Origin of the sequence: Dysosmobacter sp. (genome assembly GCF_034093755.1) — a bacterium.
GTDB lineage: Bacteria > Bacillota > Clostridia > Oscillospirales > Oscillospiraceae > Oscillibacter.
This window is the reverse complement of the sequence record NZ_JAXEBZ010000033.1, coordinates 1-19,274: the sequence shown is the minus strand read 5'-3', so window position 1 is coordinate 19,274 and position 19,274 is coordinate 1. Positions and strand designations below refer to the sequence as shown.

Sequence of the window (19,274 nt, the reverse complement as noted above, 5' to 3'; positions counted from 1 at the left end):
CGCGGAAGGGGGATAGAATAAAGCCAACAAAAAACGCAAAGGAGCCGAATACCATGCTGCTTTCCAGGCATCCCAGGACCGTGTACGGCAAAGCCCCCCTCCGGGAGGTCATCTGCCAGCTCCGATTCCCCACCATCCTCTCCATCAACACCAAGGAGCCTGCCGATTTTCAGGAGGCCATCCGGGACATCTTCCCCCGCTACGCCCGCCGGGAGGACCGGGTGCCGCCCCAGATCGTGGGGCTGGGCAGCCCCAACCCCCAGATCAAACAGCAGCCCCCCGTGCCCAACTACAACTTCCTGTCCGCTGACGGGCTGTGGAAGCTGAACCTGTCTCAGGGCTTCATCGCCCTGTCCACCCTGCACTACACCGGCTGGGAGGAGTTCGCCCGCCAGCTGGACAAGCCCCTGGCGGAGTTCATCGCCCTGTACAAGCCCGCCTACTTTGAGCGGGTGGGGCTGCGGTACCGCAACATCATCTCCCGGGAAAAGCTGGGCCTGACGGGCTGTCCCTGGACGGAGCTGCTGTCCCCCGCCTACACCGGGCCCATGGCGGACAGCGGACTGCCGGAAGAGAATTTCCTGGGCTGCACCACGGACTTCCAGGTGAAGCTGGACTCCAGCTGCACCGCCAAGATCCACGCCGGTCCCGCCCGGCTGAAGCAGCCCAACGGCCAGCCGGAGCCGGAGATGAAGTTCCTGCTGGACATGGATCTGTCCATGGGCGGCCAGCTGCCCTGCACCCTCTCCGCCGGCGCGCTGGAGACCCTCCACGCCCACGGCGAGGCGCTGTTTGAGGGCGCCGTCACCGACGTGCTCCGCTCCGCCATGGAGCCGAAATAAGCGCAAAATGTCCCCTGACCTTGCGGTCAGGGGACATTTTTGATTCCGTTATCCGATGATGAACTCCACGTCGCCCATGAAGCCGGGGGCCACCGTGTAGGCCGGGAACACCACCACCGGCCGGCCGGCGCCGTTGATGTAGAAGGCCGTGGTGTCATCCACCGTGGTGAAGCCGCCCATGTCCCCGGCAAAGTAGTTTTCCGGGGCCTTGGCAATCTCCGTGCGGATGGCGTCGTTGCACACGTTCACCCAGTCCTCCCCCAGCACGTCCGCCAGGGTCAGCTCCGCGTCACGGTTCATGTCCAGGTTGTAGTACACCGTCTCCCGGTAGGCGGCGGCGAAGGACACGTCGCTGGTGACGGAGAAGGACAGCACGCCGCCCTGTTGGGACTTCACGTCGTAGGTGACGGTAACCTTGTTGTCGTGCTGTGCCCACTGCTCCTGGGTGCCGCCGGTGGCCAGGAAGGCCTCCCGGTAGTCGGCAATGGCCTGCTCGCCCTCGGCGGTCTTGGCCGCCACCCGCTCCGCGATCTCCGCGTTGATGCGGTCCACCAGGGCGCTCTCGCCGTCCACCACCGGCTGCTCCACCGCCAGCGTCCGGTCCTCGTTGGTCTCCTGATAGTTCCGCACCGTCAGCACCCGGAACACACCGCCCACCACCGGCACCTCCGCCGCGGCGGAGGCAAAGGCGGGGCTGACGTTCAGGGCGCCCACCATCACCACCATGCAGGCCGCCGCGCCTGCCAGGGAGCGGAAGCGGCGGCGGGCGGCGGCCCGCCGCCGGCCCTGGGCGATGCCTGCCCGGACACGCTCATCCAGCTCCTCCGGAATGGGGGTGGCATCGTAGTTCCGCTTCTCCTGCTCAAAGGGATTGCTCATAGTATGACTCCTTCCATGGATACCCGCAGCCGCTTCAGCGCAGCATACAGTCTTGTTTTCACCGTACTCAGGGGGCAGCCTGTGACCTCCGCAATCTCCTGCAGCGTCAGCTCCTGATAGAACCGCAGGCGGATCACCGTCCGCTGCTCCGGCGGCAGCGCCTCCACCTGCCGCCCCAGGGAATCATCCTCCGGCGGCGGGTCCTCGCAGCCGGTGGTCTCCACAGTCTCCAGAGGCACCGTCCGCTGCCGCTGGCGCAGCAGGTCCGTGCAGCAGTTCCACAGGATCCTTGTGGTCCAGGCCCGGACGGCGGAGGCGTCCCGCAGGGATGTCCGCTTCTCCAGCGCCTTGCAGACGGCGGACTGCACCGCGTCCAGCGCGTCCTCCCGGCTGCGCAGGCAGCTGTAGGCCAGGCGGTACAGGGAGGTCTGCTGGTCAATGAGATACTCCTCCAGCTCCCGCTGGGTCATTCCGCTCACCGGATCACTCCTTTCTGTCTGTTTTCTGACTGATAGACGGAGCATACCAGAAAAAAGTTTGCGCCGGAAGAAATTTTTCGAAAAAATTTCTTCCGGCGCATGATTTCACTCGCTTCTCAGGGCGTCGATGGGGTTCAGGCCCGCGGCCTTGTTGGCCGGGAGATAGCCGAACAGCATGCCGATACCCACGGACACGCCGAAGCTGATGACCACGGAGGACAACGTGGGAACGGCGTCAAAGGTAACGCCGGTAACCCCCAGACCGGAAATCAGCATTCCGCCCACCACGGAGCCGATGGCCATGGACACCAGACACCCGAACAGGATGCCAACCAGGCCGCCGATGGCGGAGGTGGTGCCGGCCTCAATGAGAAACTGGCGGCGGATGTCCCGGCGCCTGGCCCCCAGGGACTTCCGGATGCCGATCTCCCTGGTCCGCTCCGTGACGGACACCAGCATGATGTTCATGATGCCGATGCCGCCCACCAGCAGGGAGATGGCGGCGATGGCCACCAGCACCGCCATGGCCACGCCCATCATGGTGTTGATCATCACCACCTGCTCCTGCATGGTCTCGATATAGAAGGCTTCGGAATCCTGGTAGCGATCCATCAGCATCTCCGTCAGCAGCCGCTTGCCCTCCGCCGCCTGGTCCCGGCTGACGGCGGTGAGCTGGTACAGTGTCACGGTGCGGCTGCCTGCCAGCTGCAGGGCGTTTTCATAGGGGATATACACCCGGTCGTCGCTCCGCCCCTCCTCCATGATCTCGCTGCTCCGCTCCAGCACCCCCACCACCGTGTAGGGCACACCGCGGATGGAGAGGGTCCGGCCCAGGGCGTCTCCCTGAAAGGCCTCCTGCTCCAGATACGCGCCGATGACGCACACGTTCTGCCTCTGGGCCACGTCCACGTACTGGAGGTAGCGGCCGGAGGCCAGGGTGTCGCCGTCCAGGGTGGTGCGGGTCTCCGGGCGGTACATGGCCTCGCTGACGCCGTAGATGCCGGTCTTTTCAAACTCCCGGCTGCCCAGCCGGACGCCCTGCCCGGCCCCCACCCAGGGGGTGACGCCGGTGAACACGTCGGGATGGGATTCCACGAAACCGTACATCTCCTCCGGGTCCATCTGCATGGTGGAGCCGTCGCCCCGGCCCCACACGTAGGCCATGATCTGGTCCACGCCGAATTTGGCCACCTGCTGCTCCACCATGCCCGTCAGGCCGTTGCCCAGGGAGATAATGATGATGACGGAGCCCACGCCGATGATGATGCCCAGCATGGTGAGGAAGGACCGCATTTTGCTGGTGCGCAGGGACTTCAGCGCCAGCTTGAAGGCCTGGGTCACGTTCATCCCGCCGCCTCCTCTCCGGACCGGACCACCGCGTCGGGGTCCGAGGCGTCGCCGTCATAGATCACCCGGCCGTCCTGCAGGCGGATGATCCGCCGGGCCTGGAGGGCGATGGAGTTGTCATGGGTGATGAGGACCACCGTGTCGCCTTCCGCGTTCAGCTTCTTCAGAAATGACAGCACCTCCCGGCCCGTCCGGGAGTCCAGGGCGCCGGTGGGTTCGTCCGCCAGAATGACGGAGGGCTTCCCCGCCAGCGCCCGGGCGATGGACACCCGCTGCTGCTGGCCGCCGGAGAGCTGGTTTGGCAGGTGGCGGCTCTTGTCCGCCAGCCCCACCCGCTCCAGCGCCTCCATGGCCCGGCAGCGGCGCTCCCGGGGGTCCGCCCCGGCGTACACCAGCGGCAGCTCCACGTTTTCCAGCACCGTCAGCTTGGGGATCAGGTTGTACTGCTGGAACACAAAGCCCAGCATCCGGTTGCGGATTTCCGCCTGATGGTCATCGTCCATGGTGGACACATCCACGCCCCCCAGCCGGTAGGTGCCGGAGGTGGGCTCGTCCAGGCAGCCGATGATATTCATGCAGGTGGACTTGCCGGAGCCGGACTGGCCCACAATGGCCACAAACTCCCCTGCGTCCACCGTCAGGCTGACGCCGTCCAGAGCCCGGACCGTCTCCTCCCCCATGGGGTAGATTTTACGGATGTCCCGCAGTTCAATCAGATGCGCCACTGTCCGTCCCTCCTGTCTGCTCCGTCTCCGGGGACACCGGCAGCAGCACCGTGTCCCCCTCCCCAAGGCCGTCGAGAATCTGGACATACGCCGCGTCGGCGGCGCCGATGGTCACCACCCGCTCCTCCAGGGCAGAGGCGGGGGCGGTCACCAGGCCGTTCTCCCCGGCGGCGGGGGTATCCGGTCCCGGAAGGAGCACCGTGTCCCCCCGGCGGACGGCGCCGCTGGGGACGCACAGGGCGTCCCGCACCCCGTCGCCGATGATTCTGGCGGAGACGTTCATGCCGGGGCGCATGTCGCCGTAGTCCTCCACCCGGATGGTGACGGGATAGGTGGTGAAGCCGTTGGTGGTGGACCCGGCGATGCTGACCTTCTCCACCACGCCGGTGAAGGTCTGCCCCGGCAGGGCGTCGGCGGTGATCTCCACCTCCTGGCCCACCCGGACCTTGCCGATGTCCAGCTCGTTGACGGCCATGTCCGCCTTCAGGCAGCTGAGGTCATACACCACCGCCAGGGTACCGGAGGAGACGCCGTCCACCTTGTCCCCGGCCTTGAAGTTCTTCTGAATCACCGTGCCGGAGATGGGGGCGATGATGCGGTAGCCGTCGGCGCTGTCCTCCGCCGTGCTCTGGGTCAGCTTCGCCCGCTGCAGGGAGAGCTGGGCCGTGCGGATGGCGTCATCAATGTCACCGGACACCAGGGTGCACAGGGCCTCCCCGGCGGTGACGGTGCTGCCGGCGGGCTTGCGGAAGCCGGACACCGTGCCGGAGGCAGCGGCGGTGACGGCGGCGCTGCCGGTCATGGCCAGCCGTGTCTGGCCGTAGCTGGTATAGCTGCCGATGACCGCCTGGGCCGTGTAGCTGCCGGAATCCGTCAGGGAGCCGGGGTTGGCGATCTTTACCCGCACGGTGCAGGCCTGCCGCCCCGTGGAGGTGACGGTGGAATCGTCGGACACGGCGGCCACCGTGCCCTGCACCGATCCGGCCAGCCCGTCGATGAACACGGTGGCGCTCTGGCCCACGAAAAACGCGTCGGGGGACACGTAGGTAAAGAGGAAATCCGCCGTCACATCGGTGCTGGCCATGATTCTGGCAATCATCTGCCCGGCGGTGACGGTCTGGCCGTCCTTCACGCAGGTCTCGGCGATGACGCCGGAGATGGGGGCTTTGGGGGTTCTGGCCTCCGTGGCCTGGCGATAGCTCAGCTCCGCCTGGGCCACGCCGATGGCGGCGCCGCTGACAGAGTCCCGGACGGCGCTGTCGTCAATGGCGTACAGCAGCTCCCCCTTTTCCACGCGGCTGAACTCCTCAAAGGGGGCCTCCAGAATCTCCCCGGACACCAGGGCCGTCACGTCGTAGGCGTCCGCCGGCTCCAGCGTGGCGGTACCGGTGACGGACACCGCCATGTCCCGGCGGATCACCTGCACCGGCCGGTAGCTCTCCCCCGCCGGGGCGGTCTGGCCGCCGCCCAGCAGCTTCACCGCCGCCAGCGCCGCCCCGGCCAGCACCGCCGCTGCCGCCAGCCACTTCCAGCCCCGGCGTTTTTTCCTTCTTCCGCCTGCCGGCAGGGTACCCGTCCCGGCGGCCGCCGTTTCCACAGTCCGCAATTCTTCCATAAAAGCACCTGCTCTCCAAATTTGTACTGTTGTATTACGTACACAATACAATAACACAATAATACAGTTTGTCAAGCACTTTTTTCCGGCGGCAAAAAAAGTACCCTCCGGACTTCCGGAGGGTACCTGCATCTCCCGGCCGGACGAGAGGGGCATCCGGGCCGGGAAGGAGGGGAACCGTTATTCGCTTCTCAGGGCGTCGATGGGGTTCAGGGCGGCAGCCTTTCTGGCGGGAAGGTAGCCGAACAGCACGCCGATGCCCACGGACACGCCGAAGGCCACGGCCACCGCTCCCACGGAGGGCCGCACCGTCAGGCTGGCCTCCATGAGGCTGGTGATGATAGTGGTGGCCACGGCGGAGAGGCCGAAGCCCAGCACAATGCCCAGAACGCCGCCCAGGGCGGAGGTGGTGGCCGCCTCCATGACAAACTGGCGGAGGATGACGCTCTCCCGGGCCCCCAGGGCCTTGCGGACGCCGATCTCCCTGGTCCGCTCCGTGACGGACACCAGCATGATGTTCATGATGCCGATGCCGCCTACCACCAGGGAGATGGCGGCAATGGCCGCCAGCACGCAGATGATCATGTTCACCATGGAGTTCATGGTGTCCAGCATCTCCGACATGCTGATGACCTTGTAGGCGTCCTCATCCTCGAAGATTTTGTACAGCTCTCCCTCCACCAGGGTCTTGGCCTGGGCGATCTCGTCCTTGTCCTGGACGGTGAGGACGTAGCTGCCGATGGTGCCGGAATAGCTCATGCGGGCAGCGGTGGAATAGGGCAGGAAGAGGCAGTCATCGGTGCCGCCCTCCTCCGGATCGTCGGTCTCCGCCGCCATGACACCCACAATGGTCAGGGTGTTGTTTCCCAGCTTCACCGTCTGGCCCACGGCGCTGCCGCCGAAGTAGGCTGTGTTCAGGTACTGGCCCACCACGCACACCTTTTTCCGGCTGGCGATGTCCATGTACTGGATGCCCCGTCCCTGGGCCACCTCGTAACCCTTCATGGAGAAGTAGTCCTCGCTGACGCCGCTGACGGAGGTGGTGCTGACGGTGTCGGACCCGATTTTCACCGGGAAGGACACGCTGACCGTGGGGGAGAGCATTTTCAGCATATCGCTGTTCTCCTCCACCATCTCATACATCTGCTCCTCCGACACGGAGCGGGAGGAGCCCCGGCCCATCACCATCACCGTCAGGGAGTCGGTGCCCAGGTCGGCGAAGCTGTCCTCAATGTAGTGCTGCATGCCGTTGCCCAGGCCCACAATGACAATCACCGCCATGACGCCGATGATGATGCCCAGCATGGTGAGGAAGGTCCGCATCTTGCTGGCCCAGATGTTCTTCAGGGACAGCTGAAAGGTCTCCAGAATGCTCATGGCCGCGCCTCCTCTTCCGCCGCGTGGGGCTGCACCACCGCCTCCGGTGCGTGGGCGTCGCCGTCATACACCACCCGGCCGTCCTCCAGGCGGATGATCCGCTGGGCCTGGACGGCGATGGAGTTGTCATGGGTGATGAGCACCACGGTGTTGCCCTGGCGGTGGAGGTCCTTCAGCATCCCCAGCACCTCCCGGCTGGTGTGGGAGTCCAGGGCGCCGGTGGGTTCGTCCGCCAGGATCACCGCCGGCCGCCCCACCAGCGCCCGGGCGATGGACACCCGCTGCTGCTGGCCGCCGGAGAGCTGGTTGGGCTTGTGGCGGCTCTTGTCCCCCAGGCCCACCTGTTCCAGGGCCGCCTGGGCCCGCTGCCGCCGCTCTCCCCGGGGCACCCCGGCGTACATCAGCGGCAGCTCCACGTTTTCCAGCAGGTTCTGCTTGGGCAGCAGGTTGTACTGCTGGAAAATGAAGCCCAGCATTTTGTTGCGGATGGCCGCCAGCTGGTTTTTGTTCATGGCTCCCACGTCCCGGCCGTCCAGCAGATAGGTGCCGGATGTGGGGACGTCCAGACAGCCGATGATGTTCATGCAGGTGGACTTGCCGAAGCCGGACTGGCCCACAATGGCCACGAACTCCCCCTTCTGAATGGACATGGAGATGTGGTCCGCCGCCCGGACCACGGAGTCACCCATGACGTAGGTTTTGCACACCTCCAGGAATTCGATCAGCGCGCTCATCCTCTGGGTCCTCCTCCGCCGCCGCTGGGCCGGCCCTGTCCGCCGCCCGGCGCTCCGCCGGCGGGCATGCCTCCGGCGGGCATACCGCCCATCATCATGCCGCCCATCATCATGCTGTTCTGGCTGCTGCCGGACGCGGCCACGTAGGCCACGGTATCCCCCTCCCGCAGTCCGGAGGTGATCTCCACGGTGCTGTCATCGTCAATGCCGGTGGTGATTTCCACATAGACGTAGCCCTCCGGCGCTTCCCGGTCCGCGGCGTTGGCGGCGCTGGGAGAGTCGGCTGTGATGAGCACCACATAGCCCCGGCTCACCGCGCTGCTGGGAATGGTCAGCACGTCGTCCGCCTGAGCGATGACAATGGCGGCGTCCACGTTCATGCCGGGCAGCAGGCCCTCCGTCTCGTCGATGCGGACGGTGACGGGATAGGTGGTGATGCCGCCGGAGGTGGAGCCTGCCACGGAGACCTTGGTGACGGTGCCGGTATAGGTTCTGCCCGCCGCCGCGTCGGCGGTGATGCTCACCGTCTGGCCCACCGCCACGTCGCTGATGTCCAGCTCGTCGATGCTCATGGTCATCTCCAGATAGCTCAGGTCATAGATGGTGCAGAGGGTGCCGCTGGAGCCGCCGCCCTCGATCTTGTCGCCGGCCTTGGCGGTCTTGGTGACCACCGTACCGGAGATGGGAGCGGTCACCTGGTAGTCCTCCAGCTTATCCTGGGCGTTTTCCAGGCTGGTCTGGGCGTTCACCAGGCTGATGCGGGCATTTTCAATCTGATTGTCCACACTGTCGCCGGTGATGGTGCAGATCCGGTCGCCGATCTGGATGGCGTCGCCGGCCAGCCAGTTCAGGTCCGCCACCTTGCCGGAGGCGGAGGCGGTGATGACGGTGGCGTCGGATACGTGGATGCCGGACTCCCCGTAGCTGGTATAGCTGCCGATGACGGCGCTGGCGGTATAGCTGGAGCTCACCAGCCCCGGATTCCGGGCCGTCACCCGGACGGTGGTGTTCACCCGGCCGGTGCCGTCGGCGTTGCCGCCGGAGGAGACGCCCTCCACCGTGCCCTGAATGGAGCCCTCCAGGCCGGTGATGAAAATATCGGCGGTCTGGCCGATATAAAACTGGCTGCTGTCCACATAGCTGAACAGGAAATCCATGGTGATGCGGTCATCCCCCACGATTTTCAGCAGCTGCGTGCCGCTGTTGACGGTGTCGCCGTTGCGGACGTAGACCTCCTTGACGGTGCCGGTCATGTCCGCGGTGGGATATTTGCCGTCCACCGCCTGCCGGTAGTTCCGCTGGGCCTGGGAATAGCTGTTGCTGGCCTGGGTCTGGGAGGCGGAGGCGTCGGAGGAGTCCATGGTGTAGAGAAGCTGGTCCTTTTCCACCAGGTCCCCCTCCTCAAAGGTGTCGCTGAGGATCTCGCCGGACACCAGGGTGTTGACGGTGTAGGAATCCGCCGGCTCCAGAGTGCCGCTGCTGGTGAGAGTCCGGGTGACAGACTGACGGGTCACCTCCGCCGTGGTATAGGTTGTACCGGCGGACTGGGCCTTCTGGGCCTGCTGCCGGCGGAGCAGCGTCACGGCAGCCACCACCGCCGCCGCCAGGATCAGCAGCACCAGCCACTTCTTTCCGAACCGTTTCTTCTGTTTGGCCGCCGGGACGGCAGCCTGGGTTTCCGAGGTGTTCTGCGTCATGATTCCCCGTCCTTTCCGTGGATGATGGAGGAAGAATACCAGAAAAAGCTAAAACCAAGCTTAAAGAACCGGATATTTTTTCAGCTTTCCCCGGGAAACACCCCCGTCAGATCCCCGGTAGGCAGCGCCGCCTCCAGCCGCGGCGCGATGTCCGCTGTCAGGCATCGGATCAGTGCCCGCTCCGGCGGCAGCGTCAGGTCCAACGCGCGGCACAGCGCCTCCCCCGCCAGCTCCAGCCGCTGCCGCCGCTCCGATCGGGACAGCGACGCCAGACGCTCCGCCAGGGGGGCGCCGTCCCCCGGCTCCGCCAGCAGCTCTCCGATGGCCGCCGACGCCGGCGGGGCGAACAGGTTCATGGGCACCCACCGATATTCCGGCCCCGCCGCGGCCCGCAGCGCCCGGCGGCACCGGGACGGCCCCAGCCGGTTCAGGAACCGCTGCTCCAGCAGCAGCTGCTCCAGCCACCGCTCCGCGTACACCGGCCCCATCCGGTCCTCCGGAACGGGGACGAACAGGGGGTAGTCCATGTCCTCCGGAACGCGGTGGGCGAAGTACCGCAGGTCATAGCGCTGCCAGTACCGCCCCATGGCCCGCAGGGTGTCCGTCAGGGCCACGCTGTCCTCCGCGAAGGACTGCACGCAGGCGCTCTCCCACAGCCGCTTTCCACGGGCCAGGCAGTCCCAAAGCGCCGCCCGGCCCCGTTTCAGCTCCGCATTCCAGTCCAGCGCCAGCAGCTGCCTGGCCCGCTCCGGCTCCGCCGGGGACAATCCAAGGGTCAGACACAGGGAGGACAGCAGCTCCTCCGCCAGCTCCACCGGCACCGACGTGCTCTCCCCCAGGGTGTATTTCCGGGCCTGCTCCGTCAGAAGGCCGTACAGCCGCGCCCGCGCCTCCGTCTGCTCCGCCTCCGTCAGGGGAAGCTGCATCAGTTCCATTCCGTTCCCTCCTCCAGCAGTGCCTCCACCCGCTCCACGCTGCCGTGGGCGGGGCCGTCAAACAGCCGCCGCAAGGCCCTCAGCAGTTCCTCGTCCGGCAGGCCCGTGCGGTTTTTGGTGTGGTAAAACAGCTCCTGCAGCTCCGCCAGCGTCTCCGCCCAGGTCTCCGGCTCCGCCCAGGGGGAGTCGCAGAAGGCCAGCGCCAGCCGGGGCAGCAGCGGCTCCCCCAGCTCCAGCCGTCCCGTGTCCCGCAGCACCCGGAGCCGGTCCTCCCACAGCTGCCGCCGCTCCTCCGCCGTCAGGACAAGCCCGCACCGGGCCATGGCGTCCTCGCACAGCGCCAGATCCCCCGCCGCCGGCTGCAGTCCGAAAAGATCCATCTCATCGCCTCCTTCCCATGTTTCTTACACCCGGGGGACGGGAAGGACAAGACTTGAAATTTCCCCCGTTTTGTGGTAATATAACGGTGGAAGCTGGGGAAAATCTTTCGATTTTCCCCGGCTTCCCGGCGATTTGCCAAAGGCCCTCCCGCCGGCGGCGGGAGGGCCTTTCATGTCACTTCTTTTTCCGCAGCAGCTCCTGCTTGATGTCCCACAGCTTCTGGGACAGGTCCACGTAGTAGTTGTGGGGGTTGTCAAACCGCTTGACCTCGTCCCACAGGGTGTCCACCTCCCGGGCGCAGTAGGCCTGAATTTCCTGCAGGGTGGGCCGCTGGTACACCAGCTCACCGTTCCGGAAAATGGGCACCTGCAGCGGCCGGGCGGTGAAATTGGTGAGAGTCTTGCGCTTCCAGGTGGCCCGGGGATCGAACAGCTCCAGGGGCTTGGTGTCGTCCACAACCTCGTCATACACGGCGATGTAGTCCGCCTCCGCCTTGCCGGTCTCCCGGTCATACAGGCGGTAGGTCTTTTTGAAGTGGGGATTGGTGATCTTGTCCACGTTCTCGCTGATCTTGATCTTGGGGATGATGGTGCCGTTCTCGTCCTCCACGGCGGCCAGCTTGTACACGCCGCCAAACACCGGCTCGCTGCGGGCGGTGATCAGCCGCTCGCCCACGCCGAACATGTCGATGCAGGCCCCCTGGCGCAGCAGGTCCTGGATGATATGCTCATCCAGGGAGTTGGAGGCGGAGATCTGGCACTCGGTCCAGCCGGCGTCATCCAGCATCTTCCGGGCCTTGCGGGTCAGGTAGGCCATGTCGCCGGAGTCCAGCCGGATGCCGCACTTGGTGATGCCCATGGGCCTGAGCACCTCGTTGAAGGCCCGGATGGCATTGGGCACGCCGGACTGCAGGGTGTTGTAGGTGTCCACCAGCAGCGTGGCGTTGTGGGGATAGATTCTGCAGTAGGTCTTGAAGGCCTCCAGCTCGTCATCGAACATCTGGACCCAGGCGTGGGCCATGGTGCCGCCGGCGGGAACGCCGTACAGCTCGTCGGAAATGGTGCAGGCAGTGCCCTTGCAGCCGCCGATGTACGCCGCCCGGGCGCCCACAATGGCGCCGTCGACGCCCTGGGCCCGGCGGGAGCCGAACTCCAGCACCGTCCGCCTGTCCGCCGCCCGGACAATCCGGTTGGACTTGGTGGCGATGAGGCTCTGGTGGTTGATGGCCAGCAGCAGGAACGTCTCCATCAGCTGGGCCTCAATGGCGGGGGCCCGGACCGTCAGCACCGGCTCCCGGGGGAAGATGGGGGTGCCCTCCGGAATGGCGTAAATATCGCCGGTGAACCGGAAATTCCGCAGGTACTCCAGGAAATCCTCGCTGAACAGCTTTTTCGACCGCAGGAACGCAATGTCCTCCTCGTCAAAATGCATGTCCTGAATATAGTCGATGATCTGATCCAGGCCGGCGCAGATGGCAAAGCCGCCCTTGTCCGGCACATCCCGGAAAAACACATCAAAATAGGTGATTCTGTCCTTGTAGGCGGAATTCCAGTAGCCATACCCCATGGTCAGCTCATAGAAGTCGCAAAGCATGGTCATATTCAGCTTTTCTTCCGTTTTCATCGCACTCTCCAAAAAACCGGCGCCGCAGCGCTTTGTGATGTCTTGACACCCATTATAATGCCCTTCGCTGTCAAAAGCAATCGCTTTCCTGATTTTTGTCAATCTTCTGTCAGGACAATTGACTTTTGCGGGCCGCTCCCCTATGATGGAACCATCTTCCCTTTGAAACGAGGGGGAACGGGGGATTTTGATTATGAAAGTCATTCTGGGCATTGACATTGGCGGTTCCGCCACGAAAATCGTGGGTCTGGGGGCCGACGGGCGGCCCATTTCCATGCTGCGCATCAACGCCGAGGACCCGGTGACGGCGCTGTTCGGCAGTCTGGGCAACTTCCTGGTCAGCAACCATCTGGAGCTGACGGACGTGGCCCGGGTGGTGCTCACCGGCGTGGGCGCCACCTTTGTGGAGGGGGATATTTTCGGCATCCCCACGGAGCAGGTGGACGAGTTCTCCGCCATCGGCACCGGCGGCCTGGCCCTGTCGGGGCAGGAGACCGGCGTGGTGGTGTCCATGGGCACCGGCACCGCCTTCCTCCACGTGACCCGGGAGGGGGAGGTCCGCCATCTCTGCGGCAGCGGCATCGGCGGCGGCACCCTTTCGGGGCTGTGCCGGAAGCTGGTGGGCATGGAGCGGTTCGGCCAGGTGAAAAAGCTGGCGCTGGAGGGGGATCTGGACCATGTGGACCTGACCATTCAGAGCATTTATCGCTCCATTCCCCCCACGCTGGACCCCCACATGACCGCCGCCAACTTCGGCGACCTGGCGGAGGACGCCACCCCCGCCGACCTGGCTGCCGGCGTCATCAACCTGGTGCTGCAGGCCATCGGCACCATGTCGGTGCTGGCCTGCCGGAGCTGCGGCGCCGACACGGTGATCCTCACCGGCTCCCTCACCACCCTGGACCAGGCCGGCCCCAACTTCCGCAGCTTTGGGCGGCTTTACGGCCTGCGGTACATCATTCCGGAGAACGCCACCTTCGCCACCGCCATCGGCGCGGCGCTGTGCTCCCTGCGCTCCAAAGGACTGGAGTGAGCCATGGGAGGAACGAGCGCAAGACCCGCCCGGCGGGCAGCCGCCCTGATTCTGGCGGCGCTGGTGTCCATGTTCGTGCTGTCCCGGTTCGCGGCGTCGCCGGAATTCCACCGCTCCACCACCGACGCCCTGGATGAAAAGCGGACCACGGTGATGGAGCTGGCAGCGGCGGCCACAGCGGCGTCGGCGGCCATCACCCTGCTGCCGGGAGACGCCGCCACCCCCATTGCCGACAAGCTGGCGGACCTGAGCGCCGGCTTTCTGCTGGTGCTGTGCGCCATCTACCTGGAAAAGTACCTGACCGTCCTCACCGGCTACGCCTCCTTTGCCTTTCTGATTCCCCTCGCCTGCGGATTGCTGGCCGTCAACGCCTTCCGGAAAAGCGGCACGCTCCGCTCTATCTCCCTCCGGCTGCTGGCCCTGGCCGCCGCCATCTTTCTGGTGGTGCCCGCCAGCGTCCAGGCCTCCAACCTCATCGAGTCGGTCTACGACGCCTCCATTCAGAGCACGCTGGACTCCGCCCGGGAGACCACCCAGGCCATTGAGGACCAGGCGGAGGGCACGGAGACGGACCAGGGGCTGCTGTCCGGGCTGCTGACCACGGTGAAAGAGGGAGTCTCCGGCGCGGTGGAGGCGGCGGAGAACGTGCTGAACCGGTTTATCGAGGCCCTGGCGGTGATGATCGTCACCGCCTGCGTCATCCCCGTGCTGGTGCTGCTGTTTTTCGTCTGGGTCATCAAGGTTCTGCTGGGAACGGCCTTTCCCCCGCCCCGCCGGGACCCGTGAGCATCAGACCGCTTCCCCTGCGCGATTTCGCAAAAAAGGTCCCGGACCACAAGGGTCCGGGACCTTTTCAGGCTGCCGAAAAAGTCCTCCGGACTTTTCGGCAGCCTGAATAATGCCTCGCTTTTTTGCCTGCTACGCAGTCCAAAAAGCTGCCGCTGCGCGGCGCAAACGCTTGCTGCGCAGGCTTTTTGCAGGCATTCGATTCCACATGAAGGGGCTCCCGCCCCCTCATACTCCCCCTGCGAAGCGAAACCCTTTCTCACACCAGAAGCCTTTCCTCAAACTGAAAGGTCCCGGACCCTGCGGTCCGGGACCTTTTTCAGACTTTTTGAAGGGAGATTACTCCTCGTCGCCGTCCTCCGGCTCCTCCTCCAGCTCAAACTCCAGCTTCTCGCCGCAGTTGGGGCAGATGACCTCGCCGTCGTCCAGAATGGACTCGTCGAAGTAGATGACCTCCTCGCAGTTGGGGCAGGTGGTGGCGTAGCAGTCCTCAGACTCCTCGTCCTCGTCCTCCTCTTCGTCCTCGTCGTAGTCATCCTCGCCGAAGACCACGTCCTCCACATCCTCCAGATCGTCGCTGACAGCGTCCAGGCCGTCCGCCAGCTCGTCCTGCGCGTCCTTCAGATCCTCGATCTCCAGCGCGATGTCGTCCAGCACGTCGATCATAGCCAGCAGGACCTTGCCCTCCTTGCTCTCGGCGTCCAGGCCCAGGCCATCGGCCAGGCCCTTCAGATAAGCGACCTTCTCAGTGATTTCCATCGTGACATGCTCCTTTCGTCAAATAAAAGCAGCGTTGCGCGCCGGCAGACGGCGCGGGTTTGCGGACCCCCGGAGCGCTGATCCCGCCGGGGCTCCATACCATATCCGACTGCCGGGAAGCCCCGGCCGTCTTGAGAAAAAGGGGGACTTGCGTCCCCCTGTTTTCACGGAATTACTCCTTGCAGCGGCCCAGATACTCACCGGTACGGGTGTCGATCTGGATCTTCTCGCCCTCGTTGATAAACAGAGGAACCTGAATGACGGCGCCGGTCTCCAGCGTGGCCTTCTTGGTGACGTTGGTAGCGGTATCGCCCTTCACGCCGGGCTCGGTCTCAGTGACCACCAGGTCCACGAAGTTGGGGACTTCCACGGTGAACACGTTGCCCTTGTAGCTCACCAGCTTGCACATGGTGTTCTCCTTCACGAAAGCGAAGGCGTCACCCAGCACGTCCTTGTTCAGCGGGGTCATATCGAAGGTCTCCGGGTCCATGAAGTAATACAGATCGCCGTCGTTGTAGCTGTACTCGGCGTCTCTGCGCTCCAGAGCGCCCTGCTCGAACTTGGCGGTGGGGTTGAAGGACTCCTCACGGATGGCGCCGGTGATGATGTTCTTGTACTTGGTGCGCACGAAGGCAGCGCCCTTGCCGGGCTTCACGTGCTGGAAGTCCACGACCACCATGGGCTTTCCTTCCATCTCAAAAATCATACCCTTCCGGAAATCGCCGGCAGTAATAGGCATCGTTTCTTCCTCCTTTAAATCTCTCTGAGAAAACGACCTTCAGGAGGACATTTTCTCTGTATTCTCATAAAATGCCGTAGATATTTTATCCTAAGTTTGCCCCGATTGCAAGGGGTTTTCTCCAGAATTCCGAAAAGCCGGAAAATTTTCAGTGTTTTTCCCGGCGGTCCTCCCGGCAGAGGGCCTTGAAGGGGGCCTGCAGGGCGTGGAGCACCTTCTGCCAGAGGGTCACGGCGCCCCCCGCCGGCTCCACCATCAACGACAGCACCTCCGCCCGGTGGGCCGCCAGCACGTCGGTGAGCAGCTTGTCCCCCAGCATGGCGGTGTGGGCCGCGTCGGCCCCCGCCCGGGCCATGGCGGCCCGCAGCCCCGCGGGGCTGGGCTTCCGGGCGTGGCCCTGATAGGGCACGCCCAGCTGGGAGCAGAAGTCCGTCACCCGCCGGCCGGAGCGGTTGTTGGAGACGATCATAAAGGTGATGCCCGCTTCCTGCAGGCTCTGAATCCAGGCCTTCACCGCCTCGTCGGGATGGCGGGCGGACATGGGGGCCAGGGTATAGTCCAGGTCGCTCAGCAGCAGCGTCACCCCCCGCTCCGCCAGAAATGCCGGGGTGATCTGCCGGCAGCAGTCGAAGATCACGTCCGGCACCAGGGAAAGGCTCATAATCCGCCTGCTCCTCTCATATCGTAATACCGCATAGTATAACAGGCTCCGCGGCCTTGCACAAGGGGGTCTTTTTTTGACGCTGTATCTTTCCGTCGCTCCGCCGGAGCGCAAAGCCGCCCTCCACTACACCCGGGAGCTGGCCAACGTGGCCTACCGCATCGGGCCGGAGTCCGCCCTGCTGCGCCGGGACCTGCCGCCGGAGGTCCGGGGCGGGCTGCTGTCCGTCAGCGACCGGGACGCTCCCCTCATTGCCGCGCCGGACCGGCTGTGCGCCGCCGTGCTGCGGGAGTGCGGGCGGAGGGGCTACCGGGGGGTGGTGCTGGACTTCGAGGAGCCGCCCACGCCGGACCGCCGGGGCTTCGTCCGGCTGCTGAGCCAGCAGCTCCGGTCCGTCCGCCGGCCCCTGTTTGTGCCGGAGAGCTGCGCCGTGCCCGGCGCCGTGGTTCTCATCAACACCGCCGTCTCCGGCGGCAGCTTCCAGCAGCGGCTGCAGGAGGCCAAGGCCAAATACGGCGCCATCGCCCTGGACGTGGAGCGGTTGGCCATGGACTTCCCCCTGCCCGCTGTCACCGGAGAGGGGACGGCCCTGTCCCGGGAGCAGCTGCGCAGGCTGATGGAGGAGGAAAAGCCGGCGGTGTTCTTCTCCCCGGAGCTGTGCGCCCGGTACTTCACCTGCCTGCGCAAGGGCCTGCCCCGCTTCATCCTGTTCGACGACGCCGACACCATCCGCCGCAAGCTGCGCACCGGCGCTTCCGTGGGGGCGGCGGCCGCCTTCGTCATGTATCCGGAGGTAGAGGATATTCTGCCCGGAATTTTCCGGGCAAACGGCTCCCTCTGAAGAGGAGTTTCCGTCCCCCCTTCCGATTCCCCCGTGTTCACGGGCCGCGCTTCATGGCGACAGAAAACCGCTGTGCCTTGCGGCACAGCGGTTCTGCACATCAATAATAACGCTTGTTTCTGTTCTTGCGAGCAGCCTCGGACTTCTTGCGGCGCTTGACGCTGGGGCTCTCATAGTGCTCTCTCTTACGAACCTCCGCGATCACGCCGGCCTTGGCGCAGCTGCGCTTGAAACGCTTCAGGGCGCTGTCGATGGACTCGCCGTCCTTCACATGAATTTCAGACATCTATATTTCCCTCCCTCCAGAATGCCGGGCAAACCACAGCACTTTAAGGGCCATAAAATATGGCTTCAACGGGACCATTATACTGACTTCCCACCGGCTTGTCAAGGACAATGTTGAAAAATCCGGATTTTCCCCGGGAAACTTTTCCACAGTCCCTGCCGGCGGCAGGCGGGGGACAGGCTCACTGGGGCTTTACAATCAGGTTCACCAGCCGGTTTTTCACGAAGATGGTCTTGACAGTCTTCATGCCCTCGGTGGCCTTCTTCACCTTCTCCACCTCCATGGCGGCAGCCACCACGGTCTGCTCATCGCTGTCGGCGGGCACGGTGACGGCGCCCTTCAGCTTGCCGTTGACCTGGACGGCCATCTCCACCGTGGCGGCCACGGTCTTGGCGGCATCGTACACGGGCCACTGGGCCTGGCAGCACATCTTGCCGGTGCGCTCCGCGAAGCCCAGCCGCTCCCACAGCTCCTCGGTGATGTGGGGAGCGAAGGGGTTCAGCAGCAGCAGGAGGGTTTCCATGTCGCCCCGGGTGACGCCGTTGGCGGACAGTTCGTTGACCATGGTCATCATGGCGGCGATGGCGGTGTTCATCTTCAGGGTGTCGATATCCTCCGTCACCTTCTTGATGGTCTTGTGGAGGATGGGCTCGTTGGCGGGAGTGACCTCATAGCTGTCAGCGGCGCTCTCCGCCAGGTTCCACACGCGGTCCAGGAACCGCTTGGAGCCCTTGACGGCCTCGGTGGACCAGGTGGCGGCCTGCTCGAAGTCGCCCACGAACATGATATACAGCCGCATGGTGTCGGCGCCGTACTGATCCACGATGTCGTTGGGGTTCACCACGTTGCCCCGGGACTTGGACATCTTCTCGCCGCCCTCGCCCAGGATCATGCCGTGGCTGGTGCGCTTGGCGTAGGGCTCCTTGGTGGGCACCACACCGATGTCATACAGGAACTTGTGCCAGAACCGGCTGTAGAGCAGGTGCAGGGTGGTGTGCTCCATGCCGCCGTTGTACCAGTCCACGGGAGACCAGTACTCCAGGGCCTCCTTGCTGGCCAGGGCCTTGTCATTGTGGGGGTCCATATACCGCAGGAAGTACCAGCAGGAGCCGGCCCACTGGGGCATGGTGTCGGTTTCCCGCTGGGCGGGGCCGCCGCACCTGGGACAGGTGGTGTTCACCCAGTCGGTCATCTTGGACAGGGGGGACTGGCCGTCATCGGTGGGCTCGTAGCTCTCCACCTCCGGCAGCAGCAGCGGCAGCTGCTCCTCCGGCAGGGGCACCCAGCCGCACTTCTCGCACTTCACCAGAGGGATGGGCTCGCCCCAGTACCGCTGGCGGCTGAACACCCAGTCACGGAGCTTGAAGTTGGTCTTGGGACGGCCGATGCCATGCTCCGTGACCCACTTCTTCATGGCGGGGATGGCCTCCTTGACGGTGAGGCCGTTGAGGAAGTCGGAGTTGACCATGATGCCGGTATCGTCCTTCAGGGCGAAGGCGCACTTGGTCACATCGCCGCCCTTGACCACCTCCACG

The 19,274-nt window shown here is 64.9% G+C and carries 20 protein-coding genes; 4 read left to right on the top strand and 16 right to left on the bottom strand.

The annotated features are described in order from the left end of the window. The first annotated feature begins 53 nt into the window (after positions 1-53). On the top strand, positions 54-842 hold the full coding sequence (locus SOX55_RS04155; RefSeq protein ID WP_325286174.1) for a TIGR04255 family protein: 789 nt from the start codon (positions 54-56) through the stop codon (positions 840-842). A gap of 48 nt (positions 843-890) precedes the next feature. Here SOX55_RS04155 and SOX55_RS04150 read toward each other — a convergent pair whose 3' ends face one another. The 11 genes from SOX55_RS04150 to SOX55_RS04100 form a co-directional block, all read right to left on the bottom strand. Then, positions 891-1,721, bottom strand: coding sequence for a DUF3298 and DUF4163 domain-containing protein (locus tag SOX55_RS04150; RefSeq protein ID WP_325286173.1), 831 nt, complete (start codon positions 1,719-1,721; stop codon positions 891-893). Beyond that, positions 1,718-2,191, bottom strand: coding sequence for an RNA polymerase sigma factor (locus SOX55_RS04145; RefSeq protein ID WP_325286212.1), 474 nt, complete (start codon positions 2,189-2,191; stop codon positions 1,718-1,720). The genes SOX55_RS04150 and SOX55_RS04145 overlap by 4 nt, the downstream gene beginning before the upstream one ends. Positions 2,192-2,305: 114 nt before the next feature. Continuing rightward, the gene (locus SOX55_RS04140) at positions 2,306-3,547 is read right to left on the bottom strand and encodes an ABC transporter permease (protein WP_325286172.1); all 1,242 of its coding nucleotides are present in this window, start codon (positions 3,545-3,547) and stop codon (positions 2,306-2,308) included. Then, entirely contained in the window at positions 3,544-4,272 is a 729-nt protein-coding gene (locus tag SOX55_RS04135; protein WP_325286171.1) for an ABC transporter ATP-binding protein, read from the bottom strand. The genes SOX55_RS04140 and SOX55_RS04135 overlap by 4 nt, the downstream gene beginning before the upstream one ends. Further along, positions 4,256-5,887 (bottom strand): efflux RND transporter periplasmic adaptor subunit, encoded by a 1,632-nt coding sequence (locus tag SOX55_RS04130; RefSeq protein ID WP_325286170.1) that lies wholly within the window; start codon positions 5,885-5,887, stop codon positions 4,256-4,258. Before SOX55_RS04130 ends, SOX55_RS04135 begins: the two co-directional genes overlap by 17 nt. Positions 5,888-6,067: 180 nt before the next feature. Continuing rightward, positions 6,068-7,264 (bottom strand): ABC transporter permease, encoded by a 1,197-nt coding sequence (locus SOX55_RS04125; RefSeq protein WP_325286169.1) that lies wholly within the window; start codon positions 7,262-7,264, stop codon positions 6,068-6,070. After that, positions 7,261-7,998, bottom strand: coding sequence for an ABC transporter ATP-binding protein (locus SOX55_RS04120; protein ID WP_325286168.1), 738 nt, complete (start codon positions 7,996-7,998; stop codon positions 7,261-7,263). Before SOX55_RS04120 ends, SOX55_RS04125 begins: the two co-directional genes overlap by 4 nt. Beyond that, a complete protein-coding gene (locus tag SOX55_RS04115; protein ID WP_325286167.1) occupies positions 7,995-9,695 on the bottom strand; it encodes an HlyD family efflux transporter periplasmic adaptor subunit in 1,701 nt (566 codons plus the stop codon). The genes SOX55_RS04120 and SOX55_RS04115 overlap by 4 nt, the downstream gene beginning before the upstream one ends. An 80-nt stretch (positions 9,696-9,775) precedes the next feature. Continuing rightward, a complete protein-coding gene (locus SOX55_RS04110; protein ID WP_325286166.1) occupies positions 9,776-10,630 on the bottom strand; it encodes a DUF6179 domain-containing protein in 855 nt (284 codons plus the stop codon). Further along, positions 10,621-11,010 carry a DUF6323 family protein gene (locus SOX55_RS04105; RefSeq protein ID WP_325286165.1) on the bottom strand — a complete coding sequence of 130 codons (390 nt, stop codon included), beginning with the start codon at positions 11,008-11,010 and terminating at the stop codon, positions 10,621-10,623. The genes SOX55_RS04110 and SOX55_RS04105 overlap by 10 nt, the downstream gene beginning before the upstream one ends. Before the next feature lie 175 nt (positions 11,011-11,185). Next, positions 11,186-12,634, bottom strand: a complete 1,449-nt coding sequence (locus SOX55_RS04100) for a nicotinate phosphoribosyltransferase (RefSeq protein WP_325286164.1) — start codon at positions 12,632-12,634, stop codon at positions 11,186-11,188. A 193-nt stretch (positions 12,635-12,827) separates the two neighbouring features. Between SOX55_RS04100 and SOX55_RS04095 the strand changes: the two genes are divergently transcribed. Next, entirely contained in the window at positions 12,828-13,667 is an 840-nt protein-coding gene (locus tag SOX55_RS04095) for a pantothenate kinase (protein WP_325286163.1), read from the top strand. A gap of 3 nt (positions 13,668-13,670) precedes the next feature. Continuing rightward, on the top strand, positions 13,671-14,453 hold the full coding sequence (locus SOX55_RS04090) for a hypothetical protein (RefSeq protein ID WP_325286162.1): 783 nt from the start codon (positions 13,671-13,673) through the stop codon (positions 14,451-14,453). A gap of 339 nt (positions 14,454-14,792) precedes the next feature. Here the strand turns inward: SOX55_RS04090 and SOX55_RS04085 are convergent, their stop codons facing one another. From SOX55_RS04085 to SOX55_RS04075, 3 genes are all read right to left on the bottom strand, one after another. After that, the gene (locus tag SOX55_RS04085) at positions 14,793-15,212 is read right to left on the bottom strand and encodes a CD1247 N-terminal domain-containing protein (protein WP_325286161.1); all 420 of its coding nucleotides are present in this window, start codon (positions 15,210-15,212) and stop codon (positions 14,793-14,795) included. A 172-nt stretch (positions 15,213-15,384) separates the two neighbouring features. Next, positions 15,385-15,951 (bottom strand): elongation factor P, encoded by a 567-nt coding sequence (efp, locus tag SOX55_RS04080; RefSeq protein ID WP_325286160.1) that lies wholly within the window; start codon positions 15,949-15,951, stop codon positions 15,385-15,387. A gap of 148 nt (positions 15,952-16,099) precedes the next feature. Then, positions 16,100-16,612: a YqeG family HAD IIIA-type phosphatase gene (locus SOX55_RS04075; RefSeq protein ID WP_325286159.1), complete on the bottom strand. Its 513-nt coding sequence runs from the start codon at positions 16,610-16,612 to the stop codon at positions 16,100-16,102. 76 nt (positions 16,613-16,688) lie between these two features. Here SOX55_RS04075 and SOX55_RS04070 point away from each other — a divergent pair, with 76 nt between their 5' ends. Then, positions 16,689-17,453 (top strand): hypothetical protein, encoded by a 765-nt coding sequence (locus SOX55_RS04070; protein ID WP_325286158.1) that lies wholly within the window; start codon positions 16,689-16,691, stop codon positions 17,451-17,453. A 100-nt stretch (positions 17,454-17,553) separates the two neighbouring features. Here SOX55_RS04070 and rpsU read toward each other — a convergent pair whose 3' ends face one another. Then, positions 17,554-17,739, bottom strand: a complete 186-nt coding sequence (gene rpsU / locus SOX55_RS04065; protein ID WP_325286157.1) for a 30S ribosomal protein S21 — start codon at positions 17,737-17,739, stop codon at positions 17,554-17,556. Positions 17,740-17,920: 181 nt separating this feature from the next. After that, a partial coding sequence (locus SOX55_RS04060; RefSeq protein WP_325286156.1) for a class I tRNA ligase family protein occupies positions 17,921-19,274 on the bottom strand: 1,354 nt, incomplete at its 5' end.